This window comes from Streptomyces rishiriensis, assembly GCF_003112535.1.
In the GTDB taxonomy this organism is placed as follows: Bacteria; Actinomycetota; Actinomycetes; order Streptomycetales; family Streptomycetaceae; genus Streptomyces; species Streptomyces rishiriensis.
Genome location: NZ_BEWA01000007.1, coordinates 321,903 through 343,791 on the forward strand (window position 1 = coordinate 321,903; position 21,889 = coordinate 343,791).

Here is a 21,889-nt window from a genome sequence, read left to right on the forward strand (position 1 = left end):
GATCGAGGCGGCTGTTCATGTCCAGCTCGAACCGGCCGTAGGGGTCCACGTGGGTCCAGAACAGTGGGGACAGGGCCCGCCGGTCGGCATCGGTGAGCCGCTCCTGCCACTTCTCCTCGCCCAGGATGTCCTGGAGGAGCAGCAGCAGGCTGAAGCCGAGCATGTGGGCGAAGGCGAACCCGATGATGGAGGCGCCGTGCGTGTCGGTGTACTGCCGGTCGATCTCCACGTCCGTGCAGTGCCGCAGGACGCCCTCGATCATCGCGGCGGCCTCGGAAACCGAGCAGGACTCGAGCTGGCTGTAGACGCACAGCGACTTCTTCTCGACAGTGCCAGTAGATCATCACGCCGGGGCCGCGGTACCGCTGGTGCCACTCAGTCATGAAGCCCGACGGCCTCATGCCGGCCGGCGGTCCGAAGACCTCCCTGGCGACGGAGAAACCGGTAGTCAATGTGAAGGGGTCGGTGGACCTCAGCAAGACGTTCACCAACGACTTCGCCCTCCAGGCCAACAAGACCGAAGGCTTCAAGACCACGACGACCCCGGCGGGGCCGACCGGCTGAACTCCCACCCGGTCCGGGGCCGCCCAGGTGACATCCACCTGGGCGGCCCCGCCCGCACTCTGTGGGTCGTGGCCGCGACCTCGCCGTCAGGGCCGGCTGCTCGGCACGGACCGTGATCGGGCGCGCCCGACCACCAGCGCCGCCTACGCCCACCCCGCCCCGGGGCGCACCGGACCGGTCAGCGGACCGGAAGCACCCTGGTGTGCTCCTCGCGCACGGCCTGCAGGGAGCTCGGGTTCAGACCGAGCAGGCTCAGGATCGTCGGAGCGATTTGCTCGGTCTGCACGCGCGTGGAGTCACGCACGCCGTCCGGAACCGAGGCGCCCGACACCACCAGCGGAACGTCGAGGTCGTCGGCGTGGGAGCCGCCGTGCTCGGCGATCTTCTTGGTGCCGCCGGTGTAGACGACGCCGTACTGCGCGACGCCGAGGATGTCCGGGACACGGGCGTCGCCGGCTTCGACGTGGAAGTAGCGGGCCGCGGCCTTCCCGGCGTAGACCTTGCTGAGCCCGCTGCGGGTGAAGGTCCTGGGTGCGACGTTGATGTCGGTCCCGGTGCCGCTCTGCGCCAGCAGGTACCTCTTGGCGAACTCGGTGGCGGCCTGCGAGCGGTCGGTCAGCCAGAGCAGCATCGCGTCGTCGTCCACGGAGTGCGCGACCAGATCGCCGGCGGCGGGATGGAGTTTCTTCCAGGCGGCGTTGAGGCCGTCCAGCAGCGGGCCGTCGTCGATCCGGGTGAGCGCGTTGGGGTCGGTGGGCGACTGCCCGTGCTTGGCGGACAGGATGACCGTGGTGCTGTCGGCCAGGTGCCGCTTGGCGATCTCGGACGTCAGGGCGCCGATTCTCGCGTTGACGAAGTCCAGGTTCTTCGCCAGCAGCGGTCCGGGCACGTTCTTGGCGGTGTAGCCGCCCGTGAGCCCGTCGGAGGCGGGCAGCTTCTGCGCGGTGGAGACCGACTGGAAGTTGAGGCCGAAGATCGCCGGGGTGCCGACCTTGTGACTACGGCTGTGGTCGTATCCGTCGATCTCGTTGAGGACGGCCTGCACCTTGTAGCCGTCGTACTGTTCGGTGGCCTGGTTGTCCTTGGTCCAGTCGTTGCCGGCCGGGTAGCCGAGGGCGTCGCTGTTGATCTCGGGCGTGAACAGGTCCTGGATGCCGGTGCCCGAGGGCCCGTTGAGGATTTCGTATGCCGCATGCTTGTCCGACCACGCGGTGCGCAGCCCCGCACTGCGGGCCACCTCGAAGACGGTGTTCACCTTGAGGTAGGAGTGCGGGTAGACCGGTTTGCAGGTCTTGGGGTCGACCGGCAGCTTGGAGGCATTGATCAGGCTCGCCGGGTGGCCCGTCATCGACAGGATGCTGGCCGGCAGGCCGCTGAGGCCCTGCCCGGCGTCGATGGATGCCTGGTTCTTGTCCAGGTCCTCCGTGAGGTCCACCTCGACACCGGGCTTGACGGCCTTGCAGCTGGTGGTCCCGGCGGGCAGGAGCGCCGCATTGTAGGTGTCGTCGTAGTAGACGCCGGTGGTGCCGGGGCCGCCACCGGTCGCCTGGGCGACCATGCCGGGGAAGGAGTCGGACGGCGTGGTGGTCTTGGCGTGGGTGTACTCCACGCCGCCGCCGACCAGCCGCGCCAGTGCCGAGTTCGGGTGCCGGGAGACGTACCAGGCCAGGTCCGCCTCATGCAGTCCGTCGACCGAGATCAGCAGGACGTGCTTGGCGCGGGCCTGGTGGTGGGAGGCGGCGAACGCCGGGGGCTGGACCGCGGTCACGCCGGTGAGGACTCCCGCAGCAGCGAAAACGGCTGCGAGTCTGACATAACTTCTGGACATCGGTGCATCTCCCGGCTCTTTGGGGCGATTTGCGGGGCGGGCCCATCAGAGTCGCGTCTTGCGTACCGGAAACGGCGCGTGTATGAACGCCCACGGAAGAAGCGGTCGTGTCTTCATCAAGCAGGTCTGCTTTTCTTCAAGACCAAGGGACGTCCACTGCCCCGTCGAGCAGCCCGGTCCGTTCGCCACCGGAAGGTCGACGCAGGACGGTCCTCTCACCCGGGCGATTCCGGTGCCTCGTCCCGGTCGACGGGAATGAGCAGGGTGAAGGTGGCCGGGCGAGCACTGGCCAGGGAAATCCTGCCGCCCAGCGAGACGGCCAGGTCCCGGGCGAGAGCCAGGCCGATACCCGCTCCCGGTCCGCCCCCGGTGTGCCCCCGGTCGAACAGCCGGGCCGGCTCGCCCACCACGGCGCCCTCGTCCCGCACGTCGAAGGCGAGGGCGTCCTCCAGGTCCCGCACGGTGACCCGGACGGTCCCGCGCCCATGCACGCGGGCGTTGTCCAGCAGGATGCCGAGCGCCTCCGACACGGGCGAGGCTGGGACCAGCACATCGGTCGGTGTGCCCCGTGCGGCGCACTCCAGGCGTCTGCCGTCCCGGGCGAAGGGGCCGTGCCAGCGTTCCTCGGCGTCCCGCAGCAACTGCCCCACCGCGATCTTCCCGGCGGCGGAGGGGGGCACCTTGCCGGCACCCGACAGACGCAGCACCTCCTCCACCGTGTGGTACAGGCGGTGGGTGGTGGCCAGTGCCTCGGTCAGGACGGGGCGCAGCCCGGCGTCGTCGTCCTGGGCGAGGCCCGCCTCCAGGGCGAGTTGCAGACCGGTGAGCAGGGTGCGCAGCTGGTGGGAGGCGTTGGCGGTGAAGTCGCCTTCGTGGCGAAGGAGTTCGGAGAGGCTGTGCAGCATCTCGTTGTGGGTGCGGGCGACCTGGTCGATCTCGCCGATGCCGCTGCGGGCGGCACGGGCGTTCAGGTCGCCCTCGGTCACGGCCCGGCAGTGGCGAGACAGATCCTCCAACGGGACTGCCAGGGCCCGTGCCTGACGGCGGGCCACGACAACCGCGACGGCCAGCGCCAACGCCGCCACCCCCAGCAGCACCGCCCACGCGACGAGGACGCGGTCGCGCACGGAGGACGCGGGGAACGAGACCCGCACGACGCCGATCACCTTCTCGGCGTGGGAGACGGGCACGGTGACCACCAGATCACCGCCCGAGTGGCCCCGTACGGCCTCTCCGCCGAGAGCGCGACGGACTGGGGCGTCGCCCGCACGGGGGCCGCTGCCCGCCCGCAACCGTGACTGCGGGTCGTACAGACCGAGGTGCCCGCCCGCCGGGGGCTTGGGCAGTTCCACCGGGTCGCCGGTCGTGCAGTCCGGGCTCACGCTCACGGCCGCGGCCAGGGCTGACCGCTCGAGGGTGTCGCGCTGGTCGGCGTACAGGTATCCCGCCCTCTGGGGTTGTGCAGGGCGATGGAGACGGGGAGCCTGTTGAGTCGGCAGGGAGCGCGTGCCGGTGTGGACCCAGGCCATCTTGAACCGGGCCCGACGCGGCTCTGGCAGCGTCGCGCTCTCCAGGCCTCGCCACATGGGCTGTCCCCTCATCTCATCCCTGGCGGGCGCACGACCACACACACCAGAAAATGCGGACGTTCTTTCGCCTTACGATTAAGCCGCGCGCTGATCCACAGGAACGACGGGACAGCCCTTAGCCTCGTTTCGGTGGACATCGGAAACAGGGCGTCAGGACGCGAACCGGTGCTCAATCACAGGCTCGAGTCAGGTTCCGAGTACGCCTCAGCTATCAGCACCACGGAGGAGAACGCTCCCGCCGCGTGCGGGAGTGGAAGGCCAGGCAGCGCGGCCGGCCACCGAGGCGGGCCCGGCAACCCGGCCGCGCCCGTTCCCTCCATCTCCGCCTGGCGCGTGCCTCTTGCCGCAACCGCGGTCGCCGTCCCCCTCTACGTCCTGTGGGCGGCGCTTCTCGCCACCGGAGGAGGCGATCTCGCGGCTCAACTCGCGTGGACCGGGTTCATGGCGCGCCACCCGGGATCCGCATACAACCTGTCGTGGTACGGCGGCATGCACATCTTCAACTACAGCGTCCTCGCCCCGGTGGCGATGGCGACGTTCGGTGTCAGGACGGTGTCCGTGGCCGCCGGGCTCGCCGGGACCTGGGCTCTGGCGGCCCTGCTCGTCCGGGCGAAAGTCCGGCGCGCGCTATGGTCCGCACTGCTGGGGGCGCTGGCCGTGTGGTGCAACGTGGCGTCCGGACGAAGCACGTTCGCGCTGGGCGCGGCCGTCGGGCTGCTGGCGCTTCTCGCACTCCAAATCTCCCACAGACGTGTTGCCACCGTGACGTGCGCAGCGCTGGCCGCTCTCAGCGCGTGCACAAGTCCGGTCGCCGGAGCGTTCCTCACTGTGGCCGGTGCCGCGTATCTGATGGACCGGCAGTGGGCGAAGGCGGCCTCACTCATCGCTCCGCCCGTCCTGCTGACTGGCGCGGTCACCCTGCTGTTCCCCTTCACTGGCGAGCAGCCCATGCCCAGGGACAAGCTGTGGATTCCACTGATCCTCTGCGCGACCCTGGGGTGGGCCGCCCCTCGCGGCTGGCGCCTCGTGCGCTACAGCGCGGTCGCCTACGCCATCGGCGTCCTCGTGACCTTCTCCCTGGCGTCGCCGATGGGTGCGAACGTCAACCGGCTGGCCATGCTCACCGGGCCCCCGGTTCTCCTCGCGGCGTCGTTGACCCACTTCCCGATCCGCGCGCCGCGTCACGCCCTCCGCCACGCCGCACTAGCGGCCATGATGGTCACCTGCACAGGCTGGTTGATCAGCAACACGTATGACGATGTGGCTGCCTCCCGACCCTTGCCGTCGTGGGCCAAAGACACCGACGGTGTGATCGCCGCGCTCGACCGGCTGCACGCGGACCGCACTCGCGTCGAGGTCGTCCCCAACCGCACCCACCGCGAGGCATACCTTCTCGCCCCGCACGTCAATATGGCACGCGGCTGGAACCGTCAGCTCGACGTCGAGCGCGGTCGCCTCTTCTACGACGGCACATTCAGTGCCGCGAAGTACCGCGCATGGCTGGATCGTTGGGCAGTGGGCCTGGTCGTCCTGCCTCTCGGCGAACCCGACGGCGCCGGCCTCGCCGAAGCCAACCTCGTCAAGCACCCACCAGGGTGGCTCAAGCCCGTATGGCGAGACAACGGCTGGGTCGTCTACCGCCTGCAGGAACCCGAACCACTGGTGTCCGCTCCGGCAACGGTCCTGCGCACCGACGAAGCGAGCCTGGTCGTACACATGCCCTCGCCGGGGTCGACAATCGTACGGATCGCCTACTCTCCTTGGCTCAACGCACCAGGCGCATGCATCGAACACATTGGTGCCTGGACTCGGCTCAAGGCCCCCGAACGAGGCGACTACCGACTCGGATCGGCCTATCGCCTCCCGAGATCGAACGGCTGCAGCTGAACATCGGGGCGGTACGCACACCCGGGGCCAGAGCCCACACCTTGCCTCGATCGAATCACCGTCAGGACTGCTGAAACGCTCTGGGAGCACGCGGGATCAGCCGGAGCTCGATGAGCATCCTCCCTTGGCGCGCTCTTCCGCAGCACCGTTTCGCGGACGTCTGCGCGAAACGGTGAATGTCGCACCCGCGTTCCCGATGGGAGTGCCCGGCGACGCGGACCAGCGATGCGTCGCGTTCTCGTTGAGCGCCATCTGCGATCCGGGGGACTACAGGGCGACATTTCCTTAATAGGGCATTAGCGGTGATTGTCACCAGGTTTCATGAAGTAAGAGATTTCTGATCAGTGGAACCCGGCCTCCGGTCGTTCCCTCCTGCAGGGCAGAGAAGAGGTCCGAAATGGGGGACAGCCCCATGAAGACGAGCGACCCGCTCACGCGGCGGTTCGCGCTGAGGCTCGGTCCGCCGCCTCGGCAGCGGCGGCGTCGTTTCGAGCTGGGGAAGGCATTGCCCGCGCTGGCGGTGTTCGCCTCTGTGCGGCTCACCGGCGTGATCTTGGCGACCTTGTGGTCGCTGCACCTTGGCAGGCACCCGCGCACCGTGCTCGGCCTGGCATGGGACGGCCACTGGTACTGGCACCTCTCTCAGTACGGCTACGGCCTGATCGTCCACTCCAAAGGAAGCCACGGCGTCCACAACGACCTGGCGTTCTTCCCCCTCTTCCCGGGCCTGATCCGCGCTGGGGCCACGGTGCTGCCGATCGGTCCGATCAACGTGGCGCTGCTCATCGCATGGAGTGCCGCCCTGGTGGCGGCCTGGGGCGTGTACGCGGTCGGCGAGCTGCTGCACACCCGACGCGTCGGGATCATCCTTGTGGCGCTGTGGGCGCTGCTGCCGCACGCGATCCTCCTGACGATGGCGTACGCCGAACCCCTCATGACGGCCTTCTCCGCCTGGTCGCTCTACGCCATGCTGACCCGCCGCTGGCTGACCGCGGGGACGCTGGCGATCCTGGCCGGGCTGTGCCGGCCCAACGGCCTCGCCGTGGCGGTCGCCGTCGTCACCGGCGCCGTCGCTCATCTCTGGCAGCTGCGCCGCGCCGGTGAGCCCACCGCTGCACGCGCCTGGGCGACCGCCGCGGTGGCTCCCCTCGGATGGCTGGGCTACATCGGCTGGGTGGGGCTCAGGACACACGATCCCGTCGGCTACTTCCATGTGCAGAGCCTGTGGGGCTCACGGTTCGACTTCGGCCACTACACCGCCCACATGTTCAAGCATGTGATCGTCGGGCACGACACCCTCGTCGTCTATGTGACTGCCGCGATCGTCCTCGGCTCCCTGCTGCTGTTCGTCTTCTGCGTACTGAACAGGATGCCCTTGCCCCTGCTCACGTACTGCGCGGTCCTCATGGTGATCGCTCTCGGCGGCACCCACTTCTTCACGAGCAAGCCGAGGTTCCTGCTGCCGGCCTTCCCTCTGCTGCTCCCGCTCGCCGTGCATCTGGCGCGGAGCCGCCTACGCACCGTCGTCGTCCTGCTCACGGCCCTGGCCGGCGTCTCTCTCTTCTACGGCACCTACCTTCTCACCGTCTCCCATCGGGCCCTGTGACGAAAGGACGCCGCGTCTCCCGACGGCGCCAGAGCGGCCGGCGGTCCAGCCGGTGCGGAAGTTCCGGCGATCAGCCGGAAACACCCACCCGGGCAGCGGGCTCCTAAGGTGGGAGACGTGACTTCCAGCGCGGCGCCTCTGATACCGGTCAACATGTCCCTGGGTGTCCTGCTCGCCGTGCTGCTGCTGGTGGCGGCGGCGGTCGCGGGCTGGTTCCGTCTCGACCCTCACCCGTACAAGAGCAGGGCCCGGGAGATCCTAGTCGCCGGGTTCCGTGCCACCGTCCAACTCGCCGTGGTCTCGGTGGTCATTGCCTGGGCCGTCAAGGCCGTGCTGGGGCTGTTGACGTTCCTCGTCGTGATGTTCACGGTGGCGGTGCGTACGGCCGGACGGAGAATCACCAGCAATCACACCTGGTGGCTGACGGCCGCCCCGATGAGCGCCGGCGTGATCCCGGTCGTCGCGGCGCTGCTGCTGACGGGACTCGTCCCCCTGAAGGGCATAGCGCTGATCCCGATCACCGGCCAGCTCATCGGCGGTGCCCTCACCGTGACCGTACTGGCCGGACGGCGCGCCCTGGACGAACTGGCCCAGCGCCACGGCGAGGTGGAAGCCGCGATGGCACTGGGGTTCCCGGACCGGGACGCACGGATGGAGATCGCCCGCCCCGCGGCCTCCGACGCACTCCTGCCCGGCCTCGACCAGACCCGCACCGTCGGGCTGGTCACCCTCCCCGGCGCGTTCGTCGGCATGCTCCTCGGAGGGGCCAGCCCCGTCATGGCCGGAGCGGTGCAACTGTTCGTTCTGATCGCGCTCATGACCGTGCAGTCCGTCGCGGTCGCGGTGACGCTCGAACTCGTCGCCCGCCACCACCTGCACCGCCCCGGCCCGGGCGCCGCGCCGACCGGCCCGCCACGCAAGATCAGACCGCCGACGTGAGTAGTCCCGTCGGGCTGTGCTCCCTGAGCGCATCGGCGGCAACAGGGTGGCGAGGTCTGTTCACCTGGTGGACGACGTGGTCCTGCTGACCCACTGGGACAGCGTGATCTGCGTGGTCACGGCCGAAGGGGCTGCCCTGCGCCGACGGGGCGAGGCGTGACGGCAATCGCCGCGGGTGGCCGCGCACGCCCGCGTGTGTCGGCCTTTGTCGCACGCCAGGGCGTCGCGCAGCAGGGACAAGTGCGCGGGCACGGATGCGCGGGAGTCGCGTGTGTCCCGGCATGTGTCGCACGTTGCCAGGTGAGTCCGCACCGCGCTCGCCTCCTCTGGGGCGAGCGTCATGAGCGCGTGGCCGCACAGTGGTTCACGGACCGTGCGGCATTCCTCGATGGCCGTCTTCTCGCCGGACTTGTCGGTCAGGCAGTGGGCTTCGGTCATGGCGAAACCTCCGTTCCAGGTCCCACCCTCGCCCATGGACGGCCGCTGGCGCGTCGTCCCCGCGCAGCGATTTCCGGCTACCACGGTCGCGGTATGTGTCACGTCGGTCTACTGCCTGGGCGAGCAGCGGAACATCGCCCTATGCGGGCACCTGCGGGTGCCTTGGTTCGGATGCCGAGCTGACCAGCCCGCACTGGTAGGCGATGACCACGAGCTGGGCACGGTCACGCACTGCCAGCTTGGTCATGGCCCGGTTGATGTGGGTCTTGGCGGTCAGCGGGCTGACGAACAGACGGTGGGCGATCTCGTTGTTGGTCAGGCCCAGCGCAACGAGAATCGTCACGTCACGTTCCCGCGGCGTCAAGCACTCCAGCCGCGCATGTACGGCTGCCGGGCATGGCTCCGGCTGGGCCAGAAATCGCGTGATCAACGCTCGCGTCGCCGACGGGGACAGCAGCGCGTCGCCGTCCGCGACGGTGCGGACGGCATCGAGAAGCTCCTCGGGTCGCGCGCCCTTGCCGAGAAAGCCGCTCGCACCCGCACGCAGGGCCTCGGAGACGTGCTCGTCATCCTCGAAGGTGGTCAGGACGAGCACCCTCACGCCTGCGAGGTCTTCGGATTCCTTGATGAGACGTGTCGCCTCGATGCCGTCCATCTCCGGCATGCGGATGTCCATCAGAACCACATCCGGTCGCTCCGCGGCGGCCAGCTCGACCGCCTCGCGTCCGTTGGACGCCTCGGCCACGGTCTCCATGTCATCCGTGGCGTCGAACAGCATGCGGAACGTGCCCCGCAACAGGGCCTGGTCATCGGCAAGCAGTAGACGAATCGTCATGCCTATTTTCTCCGATCACGCTCCGGGCCGGGGTAGCCGGCGCGCAGCGGCAGTTCGGCGGTCACGGTGAAGCCTCCCCCTGCGCGCGGCCCCGCGTACAGCCTGCCCCCGATGGTGGCAGCCCGCTCACGCATCCCGATCAGCCCGTGACCGGCCCCCGGGCGAGCAGGCTGCGGTCCGGCGGACCCGTCGTCCTCCACGGTGATGGTCAGGCGTTCACGCTGATAGTGCAGGAACAGCCGGGCCCGGTCTGCTCCGGCGTGCTTGCGCACGTTGGTCAGGGACTCCTGCACGATGCGGTACGCGGCCAGATCGGCCGCCGGCTCCAGCGGTTCAGCCGTGCCGCGCCAGGCGTGGCTCACGGCCAGCCCGGCGCGTTCGAACGACGCCAGCAGGGCCGGTACCTGTGCAAGGCCCGGCATCGGCTCGCGGGGCGCGACCGGGTCGTCGGACTGCCGAAGCAGATCGACGGTCACCCGTAGTTCGTCCAGCGCGGAGCGGCTGGTGTCCCGGATGTCCTCCAGAGCCGTGAGGATTTGTTCCGGTCGCTGGTCCATCAGATGGACGGCGACGCCTGCCTGAGCGTTGATCAAGGCGATGTGGTGCGCGACGATGTCGTGCAGGTCACGTGCGATGCGTACGCGTTCGGCCGCCACACGCTGCTGTGCCTCCTGCTCACGGGTGCGCTCTGCGTGCTCAGCCCGTTCCTCCACGGCCGCCACGTAGGCACGGCGTGAGCGCACCCCGTCCCCGACGGCGGCCGGCAGAGCTGTCCAAGCCAGCATCGCGGCCTTCTCCGGGTCCAGCCACGACGCCGACGCGCCCACCACGGCGGCGCTGACCAGGAAGGCAGCCGAGACAGCTGCCACGGTCCAGGCGGTACGCCGGTTGGTCCGTACGGCCACGTTGTAGACAGACAACAGAACCGGGCTTGTCACCAACGGACTGTCTCGAACCTCGAGCAGTTGAAAGACCACCCCGCAGCCAATCGTGACAGCCAGTACGCCGAACGGGTGGCGGTAGCGCCACACCAACGCAGAGCAGCCGACGGCTGCCAGAGCCACTGTGGGCCACCGCAACAAGAACTGGTGCTGGTGCGGTTGGACCGAGGCAGCCACGACCGACAGCACAAACAGCACGGCTGAGCCCAACGCGTCCAACGCGCGGCTCCGATCTCGTGCTCCCCGTCCCCAACCGTTGATCACCGCCATATCATCACCGTAGTTTCGACAGCCGGATCAGGCATCGTCTCGCCACGGCACGGGGCCCGAGTGGAAGCTGCCCCCGCGTACTTGGGGACAGCTCCGCATGTGCGAAGCCTGCTCTCCCTCACTGCCACAGGTGACGTCGCCCCCGACTGGCCACTGGGCCTTTCCTGCGGCCTCGGAGGCCTTGCCGGCGGCTACCTCGGCTCCCACCTCCAACCGCTCCTGCCCGAGACCGCGCTTCGGCTCCTGCTGGGCACCCTCGCCACCGGAATCGACACGCTCTACACGGTCCAGATCCTGCGCTGACCACGCACGACTCAGCCCCCGTAGCCACTGCCGCACCCTCCACGGCCGGGCAGCCACCGGACACGGTGTTCACCTCGACCCGACACCGGCATCCGCAACACGACGCCGGGCGACTGCGGGACCGCAGCCGAGCGACGCATCGCCCAGACCGGACAGTTTTCAGTTCGGGCAGTTTCCATGAGCTCCAGCAGCGAAGAGCGGGAGCCACACTGCGCCGCGCGGTGCCGACCCCCTACCCGCCCTCAGGCGACGCCGGCGCGGCGGACGGAGCGACACCTTCCGTTTCCCTGCGTCCTAGCAGCGTCCCGACTCAAGCGCCCAGCCACTCACAGAAGCCACCTGCGGCGACTTCTCCGGTTACGAGCCGAGGCATCTGTGCAGGTCAGAGCAGTTCGGACTCTCGCTGGCGGCAACGCTGCCGAACTCACGCGCAGCGGATTCAGTCCGTTCAGGCGAATTTGACGATCCGGCAGGACAAAATGAACGTTTCCGCAGGTCAGGACCCTGCGCAAGTGGGGCGGGTGGGACTCGAACCCACGGCCGACGGATTATGAGTCCATTGGGGATCTTGGCGGCCCTTGCGTCTCTACGCTGATTCGTGACGTTCTTGCAGTTCAGATGGGGTGAACTGTGTCTATGCTCCCCCGCCTTTGTCAGTCTGTTCCTATCCTTGCGTCCCCAACGCGTCCCCAACTCCGTTGCACGGCGAAATTGGCACGGGGCTGACAGGCGATCGCGCCGGCTCGGAGGGGGATCTCGAACCTGCCCGCAGCGGATTCCCCTTCCAACGCGTAGAGGCCCTGCCTCTGCCGCGCCCACGCCGTCCACCCGGTCTGTGTGCTCCAGACCGAGTACTCGGTGTTCGAGCGAGCCGTGGAGGCCGATGTCCTGCCGGTCGTACGGGAGCTGGGCATCGGCTTCGTGCCGTATTCGCCGCTGGGCCGCGTCTTCCTCACCGGCGCCGTCAAGCCGGCCGACGAATACTCCGCCTACGACATGCGCAGCAAGGACGACCGCCGCCAGCCCGGCAACTACGAGAAGAACCATGCCGCGGTCCGCGAGGGGCATCGCGGTCACCCAGCTGGCGCTGGCCTGGCTGCTCGCACAGGGCGACGACATCGTGCCCATCCCGGGCACCCGCAGCCCGCGGCGTCTGGAAGAGAACGTGGCCGCCGCGCAGGTCACGCTCACATCCGAGGACCTCGCCCGCGTCCAGGAGATCCTGCCGCACGGATCGGCCGGCTCCCGCTACCCGGCGGCCATGATGCCGACCCGGCAGTAACAACGTGCTCGGGTCAGGTGTCCAGGCCTGCGTCGCGGGCCACGAGGGCGGCTTGGACGCGGTTGGTGACCTCCAGCGCGGTCAGGATGCGGCTCACGTGGGCCTTGACGGTGCTCTCGCGCATGGCGAGACGGGCGGCGATGTCGGCGTTGGTGTCGCCCTGAGCGAGCAGGGCGAGTACGTCGCGTTCGCGGGGGGTGAGCCGCTCCAGTCGGGCCTGGGCCGCGGTGACCTGGGGTTGGTTGGTGGCGTGGTAGCGGTCGATGAGGCGGCGGGCCGCGGCGGGGTGGAGCATGGCCGAGCCGGCGGCCACCAAGTGGACGGCGCGCAGTATTTCGGCGGGGTCGGTGTCCTTGAGCAGGAACCCGTCGGCTCCGGCGGCGAGGGCGTCGTAGACGTATTCGTCGAGGTCGAAGGTGGTCAAGGTGATCACCTTCGGCGGGTGGGGCAGGGCTCGCAGGCGGGCGGTGGCGGCGATGCCGTCCATGCGGGGCATGCGTACGTCGACGAGGGCGACGTCGATGCGGTGGGCGGTGGCCTGCTCGATGGCCTGGAGGCCGTCGGCGGCCTGGGCCACCACCTCGATGCCCTGGTCGCCTTCGAGGAGGTCGGCGAGGCCGAGGCGGACCAGGGCATCGTCGTCGACGATCATGGCGCGGATCATGTGGGGGTGCCGTTCTGCTCGATGCCGAGGGGATGGGGGATGCGGGCAGTCACGCGCCACGCGCCCGCGCCGGCCGGTCCGGCGTTCAGGTGGCCGCCGAGGGCGGTGACGCGTTCGCGCAGGCCGACGAGTCCGTAACCGCTGCCTACGGTGTCCGCGCGGGGAGCGCCAGGAGGGTTGGTGACCTCGACGAGGGTGGCAGGCGGCCGGTAGCCGATGCGTACCGTCACCGGAGCGCCGTCTGCGTGCTTGCGGGCGTTGGTCAGTGCTTCCTGCACGACGCGGTGCACGGCCAGGCGGTGGGTGGTGGGAGCCTGTTCGGGAAGGCCGTCGGTGGTCAGCTCGACGTGCTGGCCGGCGGCGCGGGCCTCGTCCGCCAGTTCCCCCACGTCCCTCATCACCGGGGTGAGTGCGGTGTCAGCCGGCGTGGCGTCGGGGTCGCGCAGCACACCGAGAACGTCGCGGAGATCGGTGAGGGCTTCGACGGACGCTGTGCGCAGCAGACCGAGCCGTTCGACGACCGGTGCGGGCAGCATGTCGCCCTTCGTGGCCAGCACGCCGGTGTGGAGCGCGATCAGGCTCAGGCGATGGGCCAGGACGTCGTGCATCTCGGCGGCGATACGGGACCGTTCCGCGATGCGGGCCGCCTCCTCACGCAGCTGCGACTCGACGCGCAGGTGCTCGACGTCGGCTGCCAGTGCCCGGACCAGGCGGCGCCGGCCACCCAGCCACAGCCCGCCGAGCACGGCCAGCACGGGCAGGAGCAGCGTGGACGCGTAGGACTGCGCCGTCCACAGGGAGGTGGCCCGGTAGCTGAGCAGATTGGCGCCCAGGGCGGCGACGGCACATCCCACCGCCACCCGCGCCCGACGATCCACGGCCAGGTCGAACAGGGCGACTGCCAGCAGCGGCAGCAACGGCCACCCCCACCACGCCGTGGCCACGGTGACCAGCAGCGGCGCGACCGGCCAGCGCAGTCGGGGCACGAGCAGGGCCACTGCGCACACCAGCGCCGCGGTGATGACGGGGGCCAGGTGGCGCCCGTCGAACGAGATGTCGTTCGACGCGGCGGCCAGTACGCACAACGCCACGAGTGCGCCACGCCCGTAGACCGCCCATCTGCGGCCTTCTCTGCTGCTCACCTGGCCCATGCTAGGCAGACCGGTGCGCTGTTCGGTCCGGCGGTCGGCGATGTTCATCCCCTACTTTCGTAGGGGCATGCCGTCGCAGAACGGCGGATCCGATGTCGGTCGCTGCTTTCTAGCGTCGATTCCATGAACGACTGGACCACCTCCCACGACCGTGTCCTGGCGCAGCGCAATGCCGAAGGCTGGATGTTCCTGATCGAGGCAGCCCGTGATCTGCGCACCACGGGTGCCATAGCCCCCAGCGGAAAGGCCCTGGCCCGCGCTCTGACCGATCCCGTACGGGCTCAGGCGCCCCGCCCGCTGGCGGTCCTGGAGGCCGGTGCCGGCACCGGCGCGGTCACCCGCACCCTGATACCCGACCTGCCCCGAGCCAGCCGCCTGGACCTCGTCGAGGCGAACCCACGTTTCGCCGCGCGACTGCGCCGTCTCGTCACCACGCATCCAGACCTGGCTGCCAGGCCCGCACAGGTGAACGTGCATCAGACCTACGTCGAGCAGCTCGACAGCGACCAGAGGTACGACGTGATCGTCTCGGGGCTGCCCCTGACCAACTTCACGCCCGTGCAGGTCGAGCGCATCATGGCCCGCTACATGGACCTGCTCCACCCCGGCGGCACGCTGACCTACTTCGCCTACCTCGGCACCCGCAAGGCGCGTGCCCTGACGGCATCGCGAGCCGAAGCCCGACGCCACGCCGCCGTCGACGACGTCATGGCTGCCTACCAGCGCACCTACGCCACGGGCCGCTGGACGGTATGGGCCAACGTTCCCCCCGCCTACGTCTGGCATCTGCAACGCCCCCTCGTCTGCGCGGAGACGGACCAGCTCGAGCAGGAGACAGACCGGGCAAGTCGGTGAACGTGCTCTCCGACATCCTCGGCCATATCTCGCCGGTCGCGGCCTACGCGGTGGTGGCAACCGCGGTCCTGGCGGAGTCGATCCTTCTCGTCGGCGCGTTCATCCCTACGCTCACCCTGCTCCTGACCGCCGGCGCGCTGGCCCGCACCGGCCACATCAGCCTCCCCCTCGTGATCGCTGCCGCGGCCGGAGCCGTGGTGGTGGGGGACTTCCTCGCCCACCGCACCGGCAGGTTCCTCGGTGACCGGCTGCGCCAAGGCCCCATGGGCCGTCGGATACCGGGCGCCGCCTGGCACCAGGCCGACACGCTGATGACGCGCCACGGCGGCCGAGCGGTCTTCCTGGCCCGCTTCCTGCCGGTGGTGCGCACCCTCGCCCCGCACCTCGCGGGCGTCACCCGCCTGCCCTACCGCCGCATCGCCCCGTACAGCGTCGTCGCCGCCGGTGTGTGGGCCACCGCGGAAGCAGGTGTCGGATACGCCGCCGCGACCTCTCTCCAGCGCGTCCTCACCCTGGGCGGCCCTGCCCTCGCCCTGGCCGCGCTGATGGTGATCGGGGGCGTGCTGCTGTGGCGAAGGAAGCGCCGTCCGCTGTCTGATGAAGCCCGGGAACCGGCGCCCGAGCCTGGGACAACGCCCACCGGCCACGTTCAGGCGGGTCTGACAAAGCCGGTGTCGTAGGCGAAGATCACGGCTTGGACCCGGTCCCGGACCCCGATCTTGGTGAGGATGCTGCTCACGTGCGACTTGACGGTGGATTCGGCGAGGGAGAAGCGTTCGGCGATCTCGGTGTTGCTCCAGCCGGCCGCGACGGCGGTGAGCACCTCGCGTTCGCGGTTGGTGAGGCGGCCCAGCTGCCGTTGCCGTTCGGGTGGGAACCCGGCAGACGGCTGCCGAAGGCGTCGATGAGCTTGCGGTGCCGCGAACACGCTGACCGCGCTGAAGGCGATCCGCGCCGCCCGGCCCGACGGTGCACCGATCTACGTGATCATGGACAACTTGTCCGCGTCTCAGCCGAGTTCCTCCAGTTCGACCCATGGAACCTGGAGGCCAGACTGTCCTTGCGGGCGACACAGCCGGACCCCTTCCACACATTCGCCGACCGCACCGCGGTGGGGCAGAAACTGCACGGACGGGTCACCGAACTGATTCCGTTCGGCGTCTTCGTCCAGGTCGCCGACGGGATCGAGGGACTGGTCCACCTGCGAGAGCTCGCATCGGCGCCTGTGGAAAGTCCGTCAGATGTCGTCCAGGCCGGCGACGAGGTCACGGTCGTCGTCACAGAAATCGACCGGGAGCGACGCAGGCTGGTTCTCTCCCGACGATAAAGCTCCTCCGACCACTCGTGGCTCCCGCACGTTCCCGCGACGGTCCTCGCACCAGCGTTCCTGAGCATCTGAGCGCCCGCTCGGCGCAAGGAAGACCCCGCTTCAACCCGGTGGACCCAGGTGTATCGACCACGAGCGTTGTCAACAGTGGGTGGCGGAGGCGTGATCAAGGCTGGAGGCGCGTTATGGGCAAGGGGGAGCCACCGGAGCCGTGTGGTCGCCCACTGTCTCGTCCGGTGGACACCGCTTCATCGCACGATCTCTCCTCGGAAGGTTCACCTGCACGAGGGCGACTGAGCGCGATCAGGCATGCGGCGCGCCACCGTCCGCCGCCAGGCGCGTGAGCCACTCACGCAGCAGGCGCTGCTCGGCGTCGCTCAGGACACCGGCGTCGTCGGGGAGAGCGGCGCGCAGCGCGCGGGCCGCTGCGGCGGGACCGGACTCCGCGGCGGGGACCGCCGGCTCGGCGCGGGTGACGGCCGCGACCATGGACTCGCGCAGGACGGCCAACAGCGCCGGATTGCGGCGGTCCGCGGGGGTGGAGTGCCAGGTGGTGACCGCGCCCTGGCCGGTGGCCTGGATGATCTGGGCGGCCAGCTCCTCGTCGACCCGCAGCCACCCCCCGGCCGCCAGCCGACGCACCCGCCCATGGAGGATCTCCAGGCCCGCGTGGTGTGCTGCGTCCGATCCCCGGCCGGTGGCCCTGTTCATCACCGCGAACAACTCGGGGCGACGGACCCCGAACTCGACCACCATGTCCCAGCCGCGGCGCAGCTCCTCCACCGGGTCCTGCGGAGCGGGGTCGAGCTGCGCGCGCTTTCTCTCCAGGAACTGCGCGTAGCCGTGCTCGGCGACGGCCTCGAGGAGCCCGTCCTTGTCGCCGAAGAGGCGGTAGATCGCCGGCGGCTGCACTCCGGCCGCGGCGGCGACCGCTCGGGTGCTCGCCGCGTCGGGGCCGCCGTTCTCCAGCAGCTCGACGGCCGCCTCGACGATGCGGCGCCGAAGGCTGTCGGTGGAGTCGCGCGTTGCCACGAACCGATGGTACCAGGGATCTGGTTCCACCGGTATTTCCAGTGTTACCGTTGAGATGATTCCACTGGAAATACTGTCGGGAGAACCCAATGATCATCGTGACCGGAGCCACCGGAAAGCTCGGCCGCGCCACCGTCGAGCACCTCCTGGACCGTGTCCCCGCCGACCGCGTCGGCGTCAGCGTCCGCGACCCCCGCAAGGCCAAGGACCTCGCCGACCGCGGCGTACGCGTCCGGCAGGGCAGCTTCGACGACCCCGCCTCGCTCGTGCACTCCTTCGAGGGCGCCGAACAACTGCTCCTCGTCTCCCTCGACCGCACCGGCCAGGAGTGCGTCACCGGCCACCGCGCCGCCATCGACGCCGCCGTGAAGGCCGGCGTCGGCCGCATCCTCTACACCAGCCAGATGGGCGCCGCCCACGACTCCCGGTTCCAGGCATGCCGCGACCACGCCCAGACCGAGGACCTGCTGCGCGCCACCGGCCTGCCCTGGACCGCGCTGCGCAACGGCTTCTACGCCTCCAGCGCCCTGCAGTTCCTGGAGTCCGCCCGCCACACCGGCGACATCGCCCTCCCCGCCGACGGCCCTGTCGCCTGGACCGGCCACGACGACCTCGCCGAGGCCACCGCGGTGATACTCGCCGAGGAGGCCCGCTTCGAGGGGTCCACCCCGCCACTCACAGGCCCGGCGGCGCTCGACTTCGACACCATCGCCGAGAGCGCGTCCCAGACCACCGGACGGCCCTTCACCCGCACCGTCGTCCCCGACGACGTCTTCCGGGAGCAGGCCCTGGCGCACGGCGCCCCGGCCCCGATCGCCGACCTGATGCTGAGCATCTTCGCCGCGGCGCGGAATGGCGAGTTCACCGCTGTCGACTCGACGCTGGGTGAGCTGATCGGCCGAAAGCCCGCCACCTTCCGTACCCAGTTGGAGCATGCCTGGGCCGAATAGATCCAGTGGCGCGCACAGACGGCCCCGGCCTGACTCTCCGCCCACGAAAGGCTCGCCCTCTGTCGCCCGAGGACGTGGATCACCAGATCGGCGGCCTCGGGCACAAATTCAGTCCGCGTCAGATTCCGCACCATCCCAGAGGTTCCCCGTGCCCCACCCCCATGCCCGGCTGACCATCCACGGCAGACGACTCCTCGTCGACCGGGTCCGCGCCGGCAGGCCGATCGCCCACGTCGCCGAAGAAACCAGGCGCTCCGTTGCACTCTCGACCGTGAGGACCCTGTAATGACCAGCTCGATCAACCGTCGCTTGCTTGTGGCCGGTGCGACCGCCACGGCGCTGCTGACCCTCAGCGTCTTCTGCGGCAGCGCCGACGCGGCAGCCGCCCCCACCACCTCTGCGGCTGCCGCCGCCCCGTGCAGAGACACTCTCACCAGCCACAACTTCGCGGTGTACCTCGACAACACCTGCGTCGAGTTCATCTTGGTGGTCTCGGGCATGACCGGGAACACGGTGACCCTGGTGCGAGGGGCGGCCCATAGCCAGGCCTTCACCGACTTCATTCTTTCGAGCCGACGCAAGAACTTCAGCATTGCGGTGCTTGATTCCCAGAACAGAACGATCAAGCAGTACAACTTCCGCAATGCGCAGGCCATCCGCTACGGCGGTGGAAGTGTCACGTTCCAATTCCAAGAGATCGTCATATCGTAGGACAGTTCGCTGCGAGCTTTGCTGCGGATCTCCGGCATCGTCCTCAGCTGCAGGGCGAAGTCGCAGTCGAAGTGACCTTGTGAGTGCGCCGGTTGCCGAAGCGTAACGAGTTGTGCCGGGTGGGCGGCCTGTCCGTCGCCGCCTGCCTGGCCAGGTCGCCCGCTCGTTCCGGCGACGGTCCTCGCACCGGCGTGTGTCGCCGTGATGTACGCCGGCCGGATCGTCGAACTCGCCGACGCGCAGGCGTTCTTCGGCTCCCCCGGCCCCCGCCCCCCGTACAGCCGAGGTCTCCTCCAGGCCCTCCCCGACCGCGCCTTCTCCCCCATCCCCGGCATGCCCCCGGAACTCGGCGACCTGCCCGACGGCTGCGCCTTCGCCGCCCGCTGCGACCGGGTAACCGAAGCGTGCGTTGCGCTGCCCGGGATGACGGAGGCTGTCGCATGCCACCACCCGTACGTGCAGGAGGACCTCCGCGCTTGAACGGCAGAAGGGCTCCCGCAAGTCACGTCCTTGCGGGAGCCCTCTGTTGTGCCGCCTGCCAGTGAAGGTTGAGAAGACGATCACGAGCAGGACGTCTGTGGCGACGCGGACGCGGTTACGGCGTCACGGCGCCCCCTGCGCTCACGGCGCGAGCAGCAGGCTGTCGCCGCGTTCCTTGGCCGCGGCGTAACGCCGGGCCACGTCCTGCCAGTTGACGACGGCCCACATCGCGTCGATGAAGTCGACCTTCTGGTTCTTGTACTGAAGGTAGAAGGCGTGCTCCCAGGCGTCGAAGACGAGGATCGGCGTCGATCCCTGGCCGACGTTGCCCTGGTGGTCGTAGACCTGCTCGACGATCAGCCGGCCGCTGAGCGGCTCGTAGGCGAGGACGCCCCAGCCGGAACCCTGCGTCGTCGCGGACGCCTTGGTCAGCTGGGCCTTGAAGCCGGCGAACGAGCCGAAGGACTCGGCGATCGCGTCCGCGAGGTCGCCGACGCCGTCCGCCGCGAGGGGCTCACCGCCGCCGTCGCCGGTCATGTTGTGCCAGTAGATGCTGTGCAGGATGTGGCCGGAGAGGTGGAAGGCCAGGTTCTTCTCCAGGCCGTTGATCGAGCCCCACTGCTCCTTGTCGCGGGCCTCCGCCAGCTGCTCCAGGGTGTCGTTCGCGCCTTTCACGTACGCCGCGTGGTGCTTGTCGTGGTGCAGCTCGACGATCTGCGGGTTGATGACCGGTTCGAGCGCCGCGTAGTCGTACGGAAGCTCCGGGAGCGTGTAAACCGCCATGTCCAACGTCCTCCGACGTTATTGCCAGCTATGTGCAACTGCACACTAACAGCAAGAGAGGTGCTCTGCCGATCAGGCGTTGGTCCTAGGACCATGAGCCGTGTCGCGGTGGGCGCAGGATTCGGCACTTCGAACGGGGCAGCGGGGTGAGCGGCGGCGCGCAGACGGCTCGTGACGGCATGACAGGGCTGCCGGAACCCCGTGATCTGCTGCGGCGGCACGGGCTGCGCTGCACGACGGGGCGCCTTCAGATAGTGGCCCACGACGAACAACAGGCCCTGCAGGTACGTCCACACGGCGGGAAATTCGTCCGAGAGCGTGCTCCGCGCCCAGGCCACGGCGATCGCGCCGAGCACCGCCCCCACCAGCGAGGCTTCGCCACCGCCTGAACCACCCCCCTCCCCCTTCCCCACCGACCGCTGCTACCCCCAGGCCGCCGCCGGCCTCGGCCCCGACCACACCATGGACCGGCTGGTCGGCGCCCGCGAGATCGACGAGCTCGCCGTCCGTCCGGCCGCCCACGGCACGGGCCCGGCCGGCGACCTGCTGGAAGCGGTCACCGCGGACGCCCCGGACGGCCGCTCATGGCTGCTCGCCTCCGTCCGGTCAGGGCGGGCCATGTCCTTCTACCGCCGCCAGGGCTGGACCCAGGCAACCCATCCCCCCACGCCAAGGGCATCGCCGGCTTCCTCGGGCCCCGCCACCCGGCCCGCTCTCCGGCGCCCCAGCCCTTGTAGACCGCTGAATCGTCGCGCCACTCACGAGACGCGACTCGAACCCGCGCACAGCGGATTCTCTTTCCCTCGCGCACAGGCTCCGACGGGTCGTCTCAGGGTGCCCCCTCAGAAGGGGACCGCAGGCCGAGCAGACAGCCGCCCGGCGGCGCCACCAGAACCGCCTGACCAACGAACCCCTCGTCGAGTCTCCCCCCGCCGCGGACCGCGCGGCCTGAGTACGTGCAGCGACAGGCAGGGCCGACCCGCTACGGGCGATGCTCCTGAAGTTCCCGGCGATCCTGGTCCACGAAGCAGAAGTCGGGCCCGTGCCGGTGTTCTCCGGCCGACGGTGCGCTCGCCGTAGCGGCATACGCCGCGCACTGCGCGCTGTCCACCATCTGATCGCTGTCGGATGCGGCGTTGGCGAGGCTCGCGCAGCCCACGGCGAGCAGGAGCCCGCCCGCGACCAGGGGCAGGCTCCGGCGCGGGGGCGGCGGGGCCGGCAGGGCCCGCACCCGCTGCGGCACCGCACCGCCGGTCGCGGCCAGTGCGGTCGGGAATGAGGCACCGCCGGATGCCAGCGCGGCGCGCCCGACGGCATGCGCGACGATCTTGCGGTCGCCGACGCGCTGCGCGGCCTCCTCGTCGGCCCACCGCTCCAGGACGAAGCCGCCCGCGACGGCCAGCGGCCGCAGCAGTGGGTTCATGGCCGCCGTGAGCCGCCACAGGATCTAGAAG

At 69.7% G+C, this 21,889-nt stretch carries 19 protein-coding genes, 1 tRNA gene and 8 pseudogenes; 15 read left to right on the forward strand and 13 right to left on the reverse strand.

All coding sequences use genetic code 11. From position 1 onward, the window contains the following. Nucleotides 1-132 precede the first annotated feature (132 nt). Nucleotides 133-386, reverse strand: a pseudogene (locus Sri02f_RS42760) (Tn3 family transposase); the annotation flags it as partial. On the opposite strand from Sri02f_RS42760, the gene Sri02f_RS14135 reads away from it, so the two are divergent. After that, nucleotides 382-564 (forward strand): hypothetical protein, encoded by a 183-nt coding sequence (locus Sri02f_RS14135; RefSeq protein ID WP_109001507.1) that lies wholly within the window; start codon nt 382-384, stop codon nt 562-564. The pseudogene Sri02f_RS42760 and the gene Sri02f_RS14135 overlap by 5 nt on opposite strands. A gap of 178 nt (nt 565-742) precedes the next feature. Here Sri02f_RS14135 and Sri02f_RS14140 read toward each other — a convergent pair whose 3' ends face one another. After that, nucleotides 743-2,392, reverse strand: a complete 1,650-nt coding sequence (locus Sri02f_RS14140; protein ID WP_109001508.1) for an alkaline phosphatase family protein — start codon at nt 2,390-2,392, stop codon at nt 743-745. Between the two features lie 215 nt (nt 2,393-2,607). Further along, nucleotides 2,608-3,993: a sensor histidine kinase gene (locus tag Sri02f_RS14145; protein ID WP_245970628.1), complete on the reverse strand. Its 1,386-nt coding sequence runs from the start codon at nt 3,991-3,993 to the stop codon at nt 2,608-2,610. A gap of 321 nt (nt 3,994-4,314) precedes the next feature. On the opposite strand from Sri02f_RS14145, the gene Sri02f_RS14150 reads away from it, so the two are divergent. From Sri02f_RS14150 to Sri02f_RS41215, 4 genes are all read left to right on the forward strand, one after another. Further along, a complete protein-coding gene (locus Sri02f_RS14150) occupies nt 4,315-5,868 on the forward strand; it encodes a DUF8823 domain-containing protein (protein WP_109001509.1) in 1,554 nt (517 codons plus the stop codon). A gap of 412 nt (nt 5,869-6,280) precedes the next feature. Then, on the forward strand, nt 6,281-7,474 hold the full coding sequence (locus Sri02f_RS14155; protein ID WP_245970629.1) for a putative hexosyltransferase: 1,194 nt from the start codon (nt 6,281-6,283) through the stop codon (nt 7,472-7,474). Nucleotides 7,475-7,627: 153 nt separating this feature from the next. Further along, a complete protein-coding gene (locus tag Sri02f_RS14160) occupies nt 7,628-8,413 on the forward strand; it encodes an ABC transporter permease (RefSeq protein WP_109001547.1) in 786 nt (261 codons plus the stop codon). Nucleotides 8,414-8,429: 16 nt separating this feature from the next. Next, nucleotides 8,430-8,573 carry a hypothetical protein gene (locus tag Sri02f_RS41215; RefSeq protein ID WP_159106709.1) on the forward strand — a complete coding sequence of 48 codons (144 nt, stop codon included), beginning with the start codon at nt 8,430-8,432 and terminating at the stop codon, nt 8,571-8,573. Between the two features lie 417 nt (nt 8,574-8,990). Here Sri02f_RS41215 and Sri02f_RS14170 read toward each other — a convergent pair whose 3' ends face one another. Beyond that, nucleotides 8,991-9,686 carry a response regulator transcription factor gene (locus tag Sri02f_RS14170; RefSeq protein ID WP_109001512.1) on the reverse strand — a complete coding sequence of 232 codons (696 nt, stop codon included), beginning with the start codon at nt 9,684-9,686 and terminating at the stop codon, nt 8,991-8,993. Nucleotides 9,687-9,688: 2 nt separating this feature from the next. After that, nucleotides 9,689-10,897, reverse strand: a complete 1,209-nt coding sequence (locus Sri02f_RS14175) for a sensor histidine kinase (protein WP_109001513.1) — start codon at nt 10,895-10,897, stop codon at nt 9,689-9,691. Between the two features lie 105 nt (nt 10,898-11,002). Here Sri02f_RS14175 and Sri02f_RS14180 point away from each other — a divergent pair. After that, nucleotides 11,003-11,200, forward strand: a pseudogene (locus tag Sri02f_RS14180) (sulfite exporter TauE/SafE family protein); the annotation flags it as partial. A 513-nt stretch (nt 11,201-11,713) separates the two neighbouring features. Here the strand turns inward: Sri02f_RS14180 and Sri02f_RS41220 are convergent. After that, nucleotides 11,714-11,790: transfer RNA gene (locus Sri02f_RS41220), tRNA-Met, on the reverse strand. 220 nt (nt 11,791-12,010) lie between these two features. Between Sri02f_RS41220 and Sri02f_RS14185 the strand changes: the two are divergent. Continuing rightward, nucleotides 12,011-12,482: pseudogene (locus Sri02f_RS14185) on the forward strand (aldo/keto reductase); the annotation flags it as partial. Between the two features lie 13 nt (nt 12,483-12,495). On the opposite strand, the gene Sri02f_RS14190 reads toward Sri02f_RS14185, so the two are convergent. Next, entirely contained in the window at nt 12,496-13,146 is a 651-nt protein-coding gene (locus Sri02f_RS14190) for a response regulator (RefSeq protein WP_109001514.1), read from the reverse strand. Beyond that, nucleotides 13,143-14,288 (reverse strand): sensor histidine kinase, encoded by a 1,146-nt coding sequence (locus Sri02f_RS14195; RefSeq protein WP_109001548.1) that lies wholly within the window; start codon nt 14,286-14,288, stop codon nt 13,143-13,145. The genes Sri02f_RS14190 and Sri02f_RS14195 overlap by 4 nt, the downstream gene beginning before the upstream one ends. 132 nt (nt 14,289-14,420) lie before the next feature. Between Sri02f_RS14195 and Sri02f_RS14200 the strand changes: the two genes are divergently transcribed. Then, nucleotides 14,421-15,152: a class I SAM-dependent methyltransferase gene (locus Sri02f_RS14200; RefSeq protein ID WP_109001515.1), complete on the forward strand. Its 732-nt coding sequence runs from the start codon at nt 14,421-14,423 to the stop codon at nt 15,150-15,152. After that, complete coding sequence (locus Sri02f_RS14205) at nt 15,149-15,832, forward strand: DedA family protein (protein ID WP_109001516.1); 684 nt, start codon at nt 15,149-15,151, stop codon at nt 15,830-15,832. The genes Sri02f_RS14200 and Sri02f_RS14205 overlap by 4 nt, the downstream gene beginning before the upstream one ends. Here Sri02f_RS14205 and Sri02f_RS14210 read toward each other — a convergent pair. After that, nucleotides 15,802-16,067: pseudogene (locus Sri02f_RS14210) on the reverse strand (response regulator transcription factor); the annotation flags it as partial. The gene Sri02f_RS14205 and the pseudogene Sri02f_RS14210 overlap by 31 nt on opposite strands. 196 nt (nt 16,068-16,263) lie before the next feature. On the opposite strand from Sri02f_RS14210, the gene Sri02f_RS42765 reads away from it, so the two are divergent. Beyond that, complete coding sequence (locus tag Sri02f_RS42765; RefSeq protein WP_245970630.1) at nt 16,264-16,479, forward strand: S1 RNA-binding domain-containing protein; 216 nt, start codon at nt 16,264-16,266, stop codon at nt 16,477-16,479. Between the two features lie 303 nt (nt 16,480-16,782). Here the strand turns inward: Sri02f_RS42765 and Sri02f_RS14220 are convergent, their stop codons facing one another. Beyond that, nucleotides 16,783-17,511, reverse strand: coding sequence for a TetR/AcrR family transcriptional regulator (locus Sri02f_RS14220; protein ID WP_109001518.1), 729 nt, complete (start codon nt 17,509-17,511; stop codon nt 16,783-16,785). 89 nt (nt 17,512-17,600) lie between these two features. Here Sri02f_RS14220 and Sri02f_RS14225 point away from each other — a divergent pair, with 89 nt between their 5' ends. From Sri02f_RS14225 to Sri02f_RS14240, 4 genes and pseudogenes are all read left to right on the forward strand, one after another. Next, nucleotides 17,601-18,461: an SDR family oxidoreductase gene (locus Sri02f_RS14225; RefSeq protein ID WP_109001519.1), complete on the forward strand. Its 861-nt coding sequence runs from the start codon at nt 17,601-17,603 to the stop codon at nt 18,459-18,461. Between the two features lie 148 nt (nt 18,462-18,609). After that, nucleotides 18,610-18,705: pseudogene (locus Sri02f_RS14230) on the forward strand (IS481 family transposase); the annotation flags it as partial. A 41-nt stretch (nt 18,706-18,746) separates the two neighbouring features. Then, the gene (locus Sri02f_RS14235) at nt 18,747-19,172 is read left to right on the forward strand and encodes a hypothetical protein (protein ID WP_109001520.1); all 426 of its coding nucleotides are present in this window, start codon (nt 18,747-18,749) and stop codon (nt 19,170-19,172) included. A gap of 195 nt (nt 19,173-19,367) precedes the next feature. Further along, nucleotides 19,368-19,652 (forward strand): annotated as a pseudogene (locus Sri02f_RS14240) (oligopeptide/dipeptide ABC transporter ATP-binding protein); the annotation flags it as partial. Nucleotides 19,653-19,793: 141 nt separating this feature from the next. Here Sri02f_RS14240 and Sri02f_RS14245 read toward each other — a convergent pair. Beyond that, nucleotides 19,794-20,435 (reverse strand): superoxide dismutase, encoded by a 642-nt coding sequence (locus Sri02f_RS14245; protein WP_109001521.1) that lies wholly within the window; start codon nt 20,433-20,435, stop codon nt 19,794-19,796. 260 nt (nt 20,436-20,695) lie between these two features. Next, nucleotides 20,696-20,830 (reverse strand): annotated as a pseudogene (locus Sri02f_RS42770) (urea ABC transporter permease subunit UrtC); the annotation flags it as partial. A 4-nt stretch (nt 20,831-20,834) separates the two neighbouring features. Here Sri02f_RS42770 and Sri02f_RS42775 point away from each other — a divergent pair. Continuing rightward, nucleotides 20,835-21,172 (forward strand): annotated as a pseudogene (locus Sri02f_RS42775) (GNAT family N-acetyltransferase); the annotation flags it as partial. Between the two features lie 245 nt (nt 21,173-21,417). Here Sri02f_RS42775 and Sri02f_RS14260 read toward each other — a convergent pair. Continuing rightward, entirely contained in the window at nt 21,418-21,858 is a 441-nt protein-coding gene (locus tag Sri02f_RS14260; protein ID WP_307721038.1) for a M48 family metalloprotease, read from the reverse strand. Between the last annotated feature and the right edge of the window lie 31 nt (nt 21,859-21,889).

Coding starts and splice junctions, on each gene's coding strand:
- Sri02f_RS14260 (WP_307721038.1), bottom strand. CDS start 21,858: ATGAACCCACTGCTGCGGCCGCTGGCCGTCGCGGGCGGCTTCGTCCTG.
- Sri02f_RS14200 (WP_109001515.1), top strand. CDS start 14,421: ATGAACGACTGGACCACCTCCCACGACCGTGTCCTGGCGCAGCGCAAT.
- Sri02f_RS14235 (WP_109001520.1), top strand. CDS start 18,747: ATGACCAGCTCGATCAACCGTCGCTTGCTTGTGGCCGGTGCGACCGCC.
- Sri02f_RS14225 (WP_109001519.1), top strand. CDS start 17,601: ATGATCATCGTGACCGGAGCCACCGGAAAGCTCGGCCGCGCCACCGTC.
- Sri02f_RS14140 (WP_109001508.1), bottom strand. CDS start 2,392: ATGTCCAGAAGTTATGTCAGACTCGCAGCCGTTTTCGCTGCTGCGGGA.
- Sri02f_RS14175 (WP_109001513.1), bottom strand. CDS start 10,897: ATGGCGGTGATCAACGGTTGGGGACGGGGAGCACGAGATCGGAGCCGC.
- Sri02f_RS14155 (WP_245970629.1), top strand. CDS start 6,281: ATGAAGACGAGCGACCCGCTCACGCGGCGGTTCGCGCTGAGGCTCGGT.
- Sri02f_RS14245 (WP_109001521.1), bottom strand. CDS start 20,435: ATGGCGGTTTACACGCTCCCGGAGCTTCCGTACGACTACGCGGCGCTC.
- Sri02f_RS14160 (WP_109001547.1), top strand. CDS start 7,628: ATGTCCCTGGGTGTCCTGCTCGCCGTGCTGCTGCTGGTGGCGGCGGCG.
- Sri02f_RS14170 (WP_109001512.1), bottom strand. CDS start 9,686: ATGACGATTCGTCTACTGCTTGCCGATGACCAGGCCCTGTTGCGGGGC.
- Sri02f_RS14135 (WP_109001507.1), top strand. CDS start 382: ATGAAGCCCGACGGCCTCATGCCGGCCGGCGGTCCGAAGACCTCCCTG.
- Sri02f_RS14145 (WP_245970628.1), bottom strand. CDS start 3,993: ATGAGGGGACAGCCCATGTGGCGAGGCCTGGAGAGCGCGACGCTGCCA.
- Sri02f_RS14190 (WP_109001514.1), bottom strand. CDS start 13,146: ATGATCCGCGCCATGATCGTCGACGACGATGCCCTGGTCCGCCTCGGC.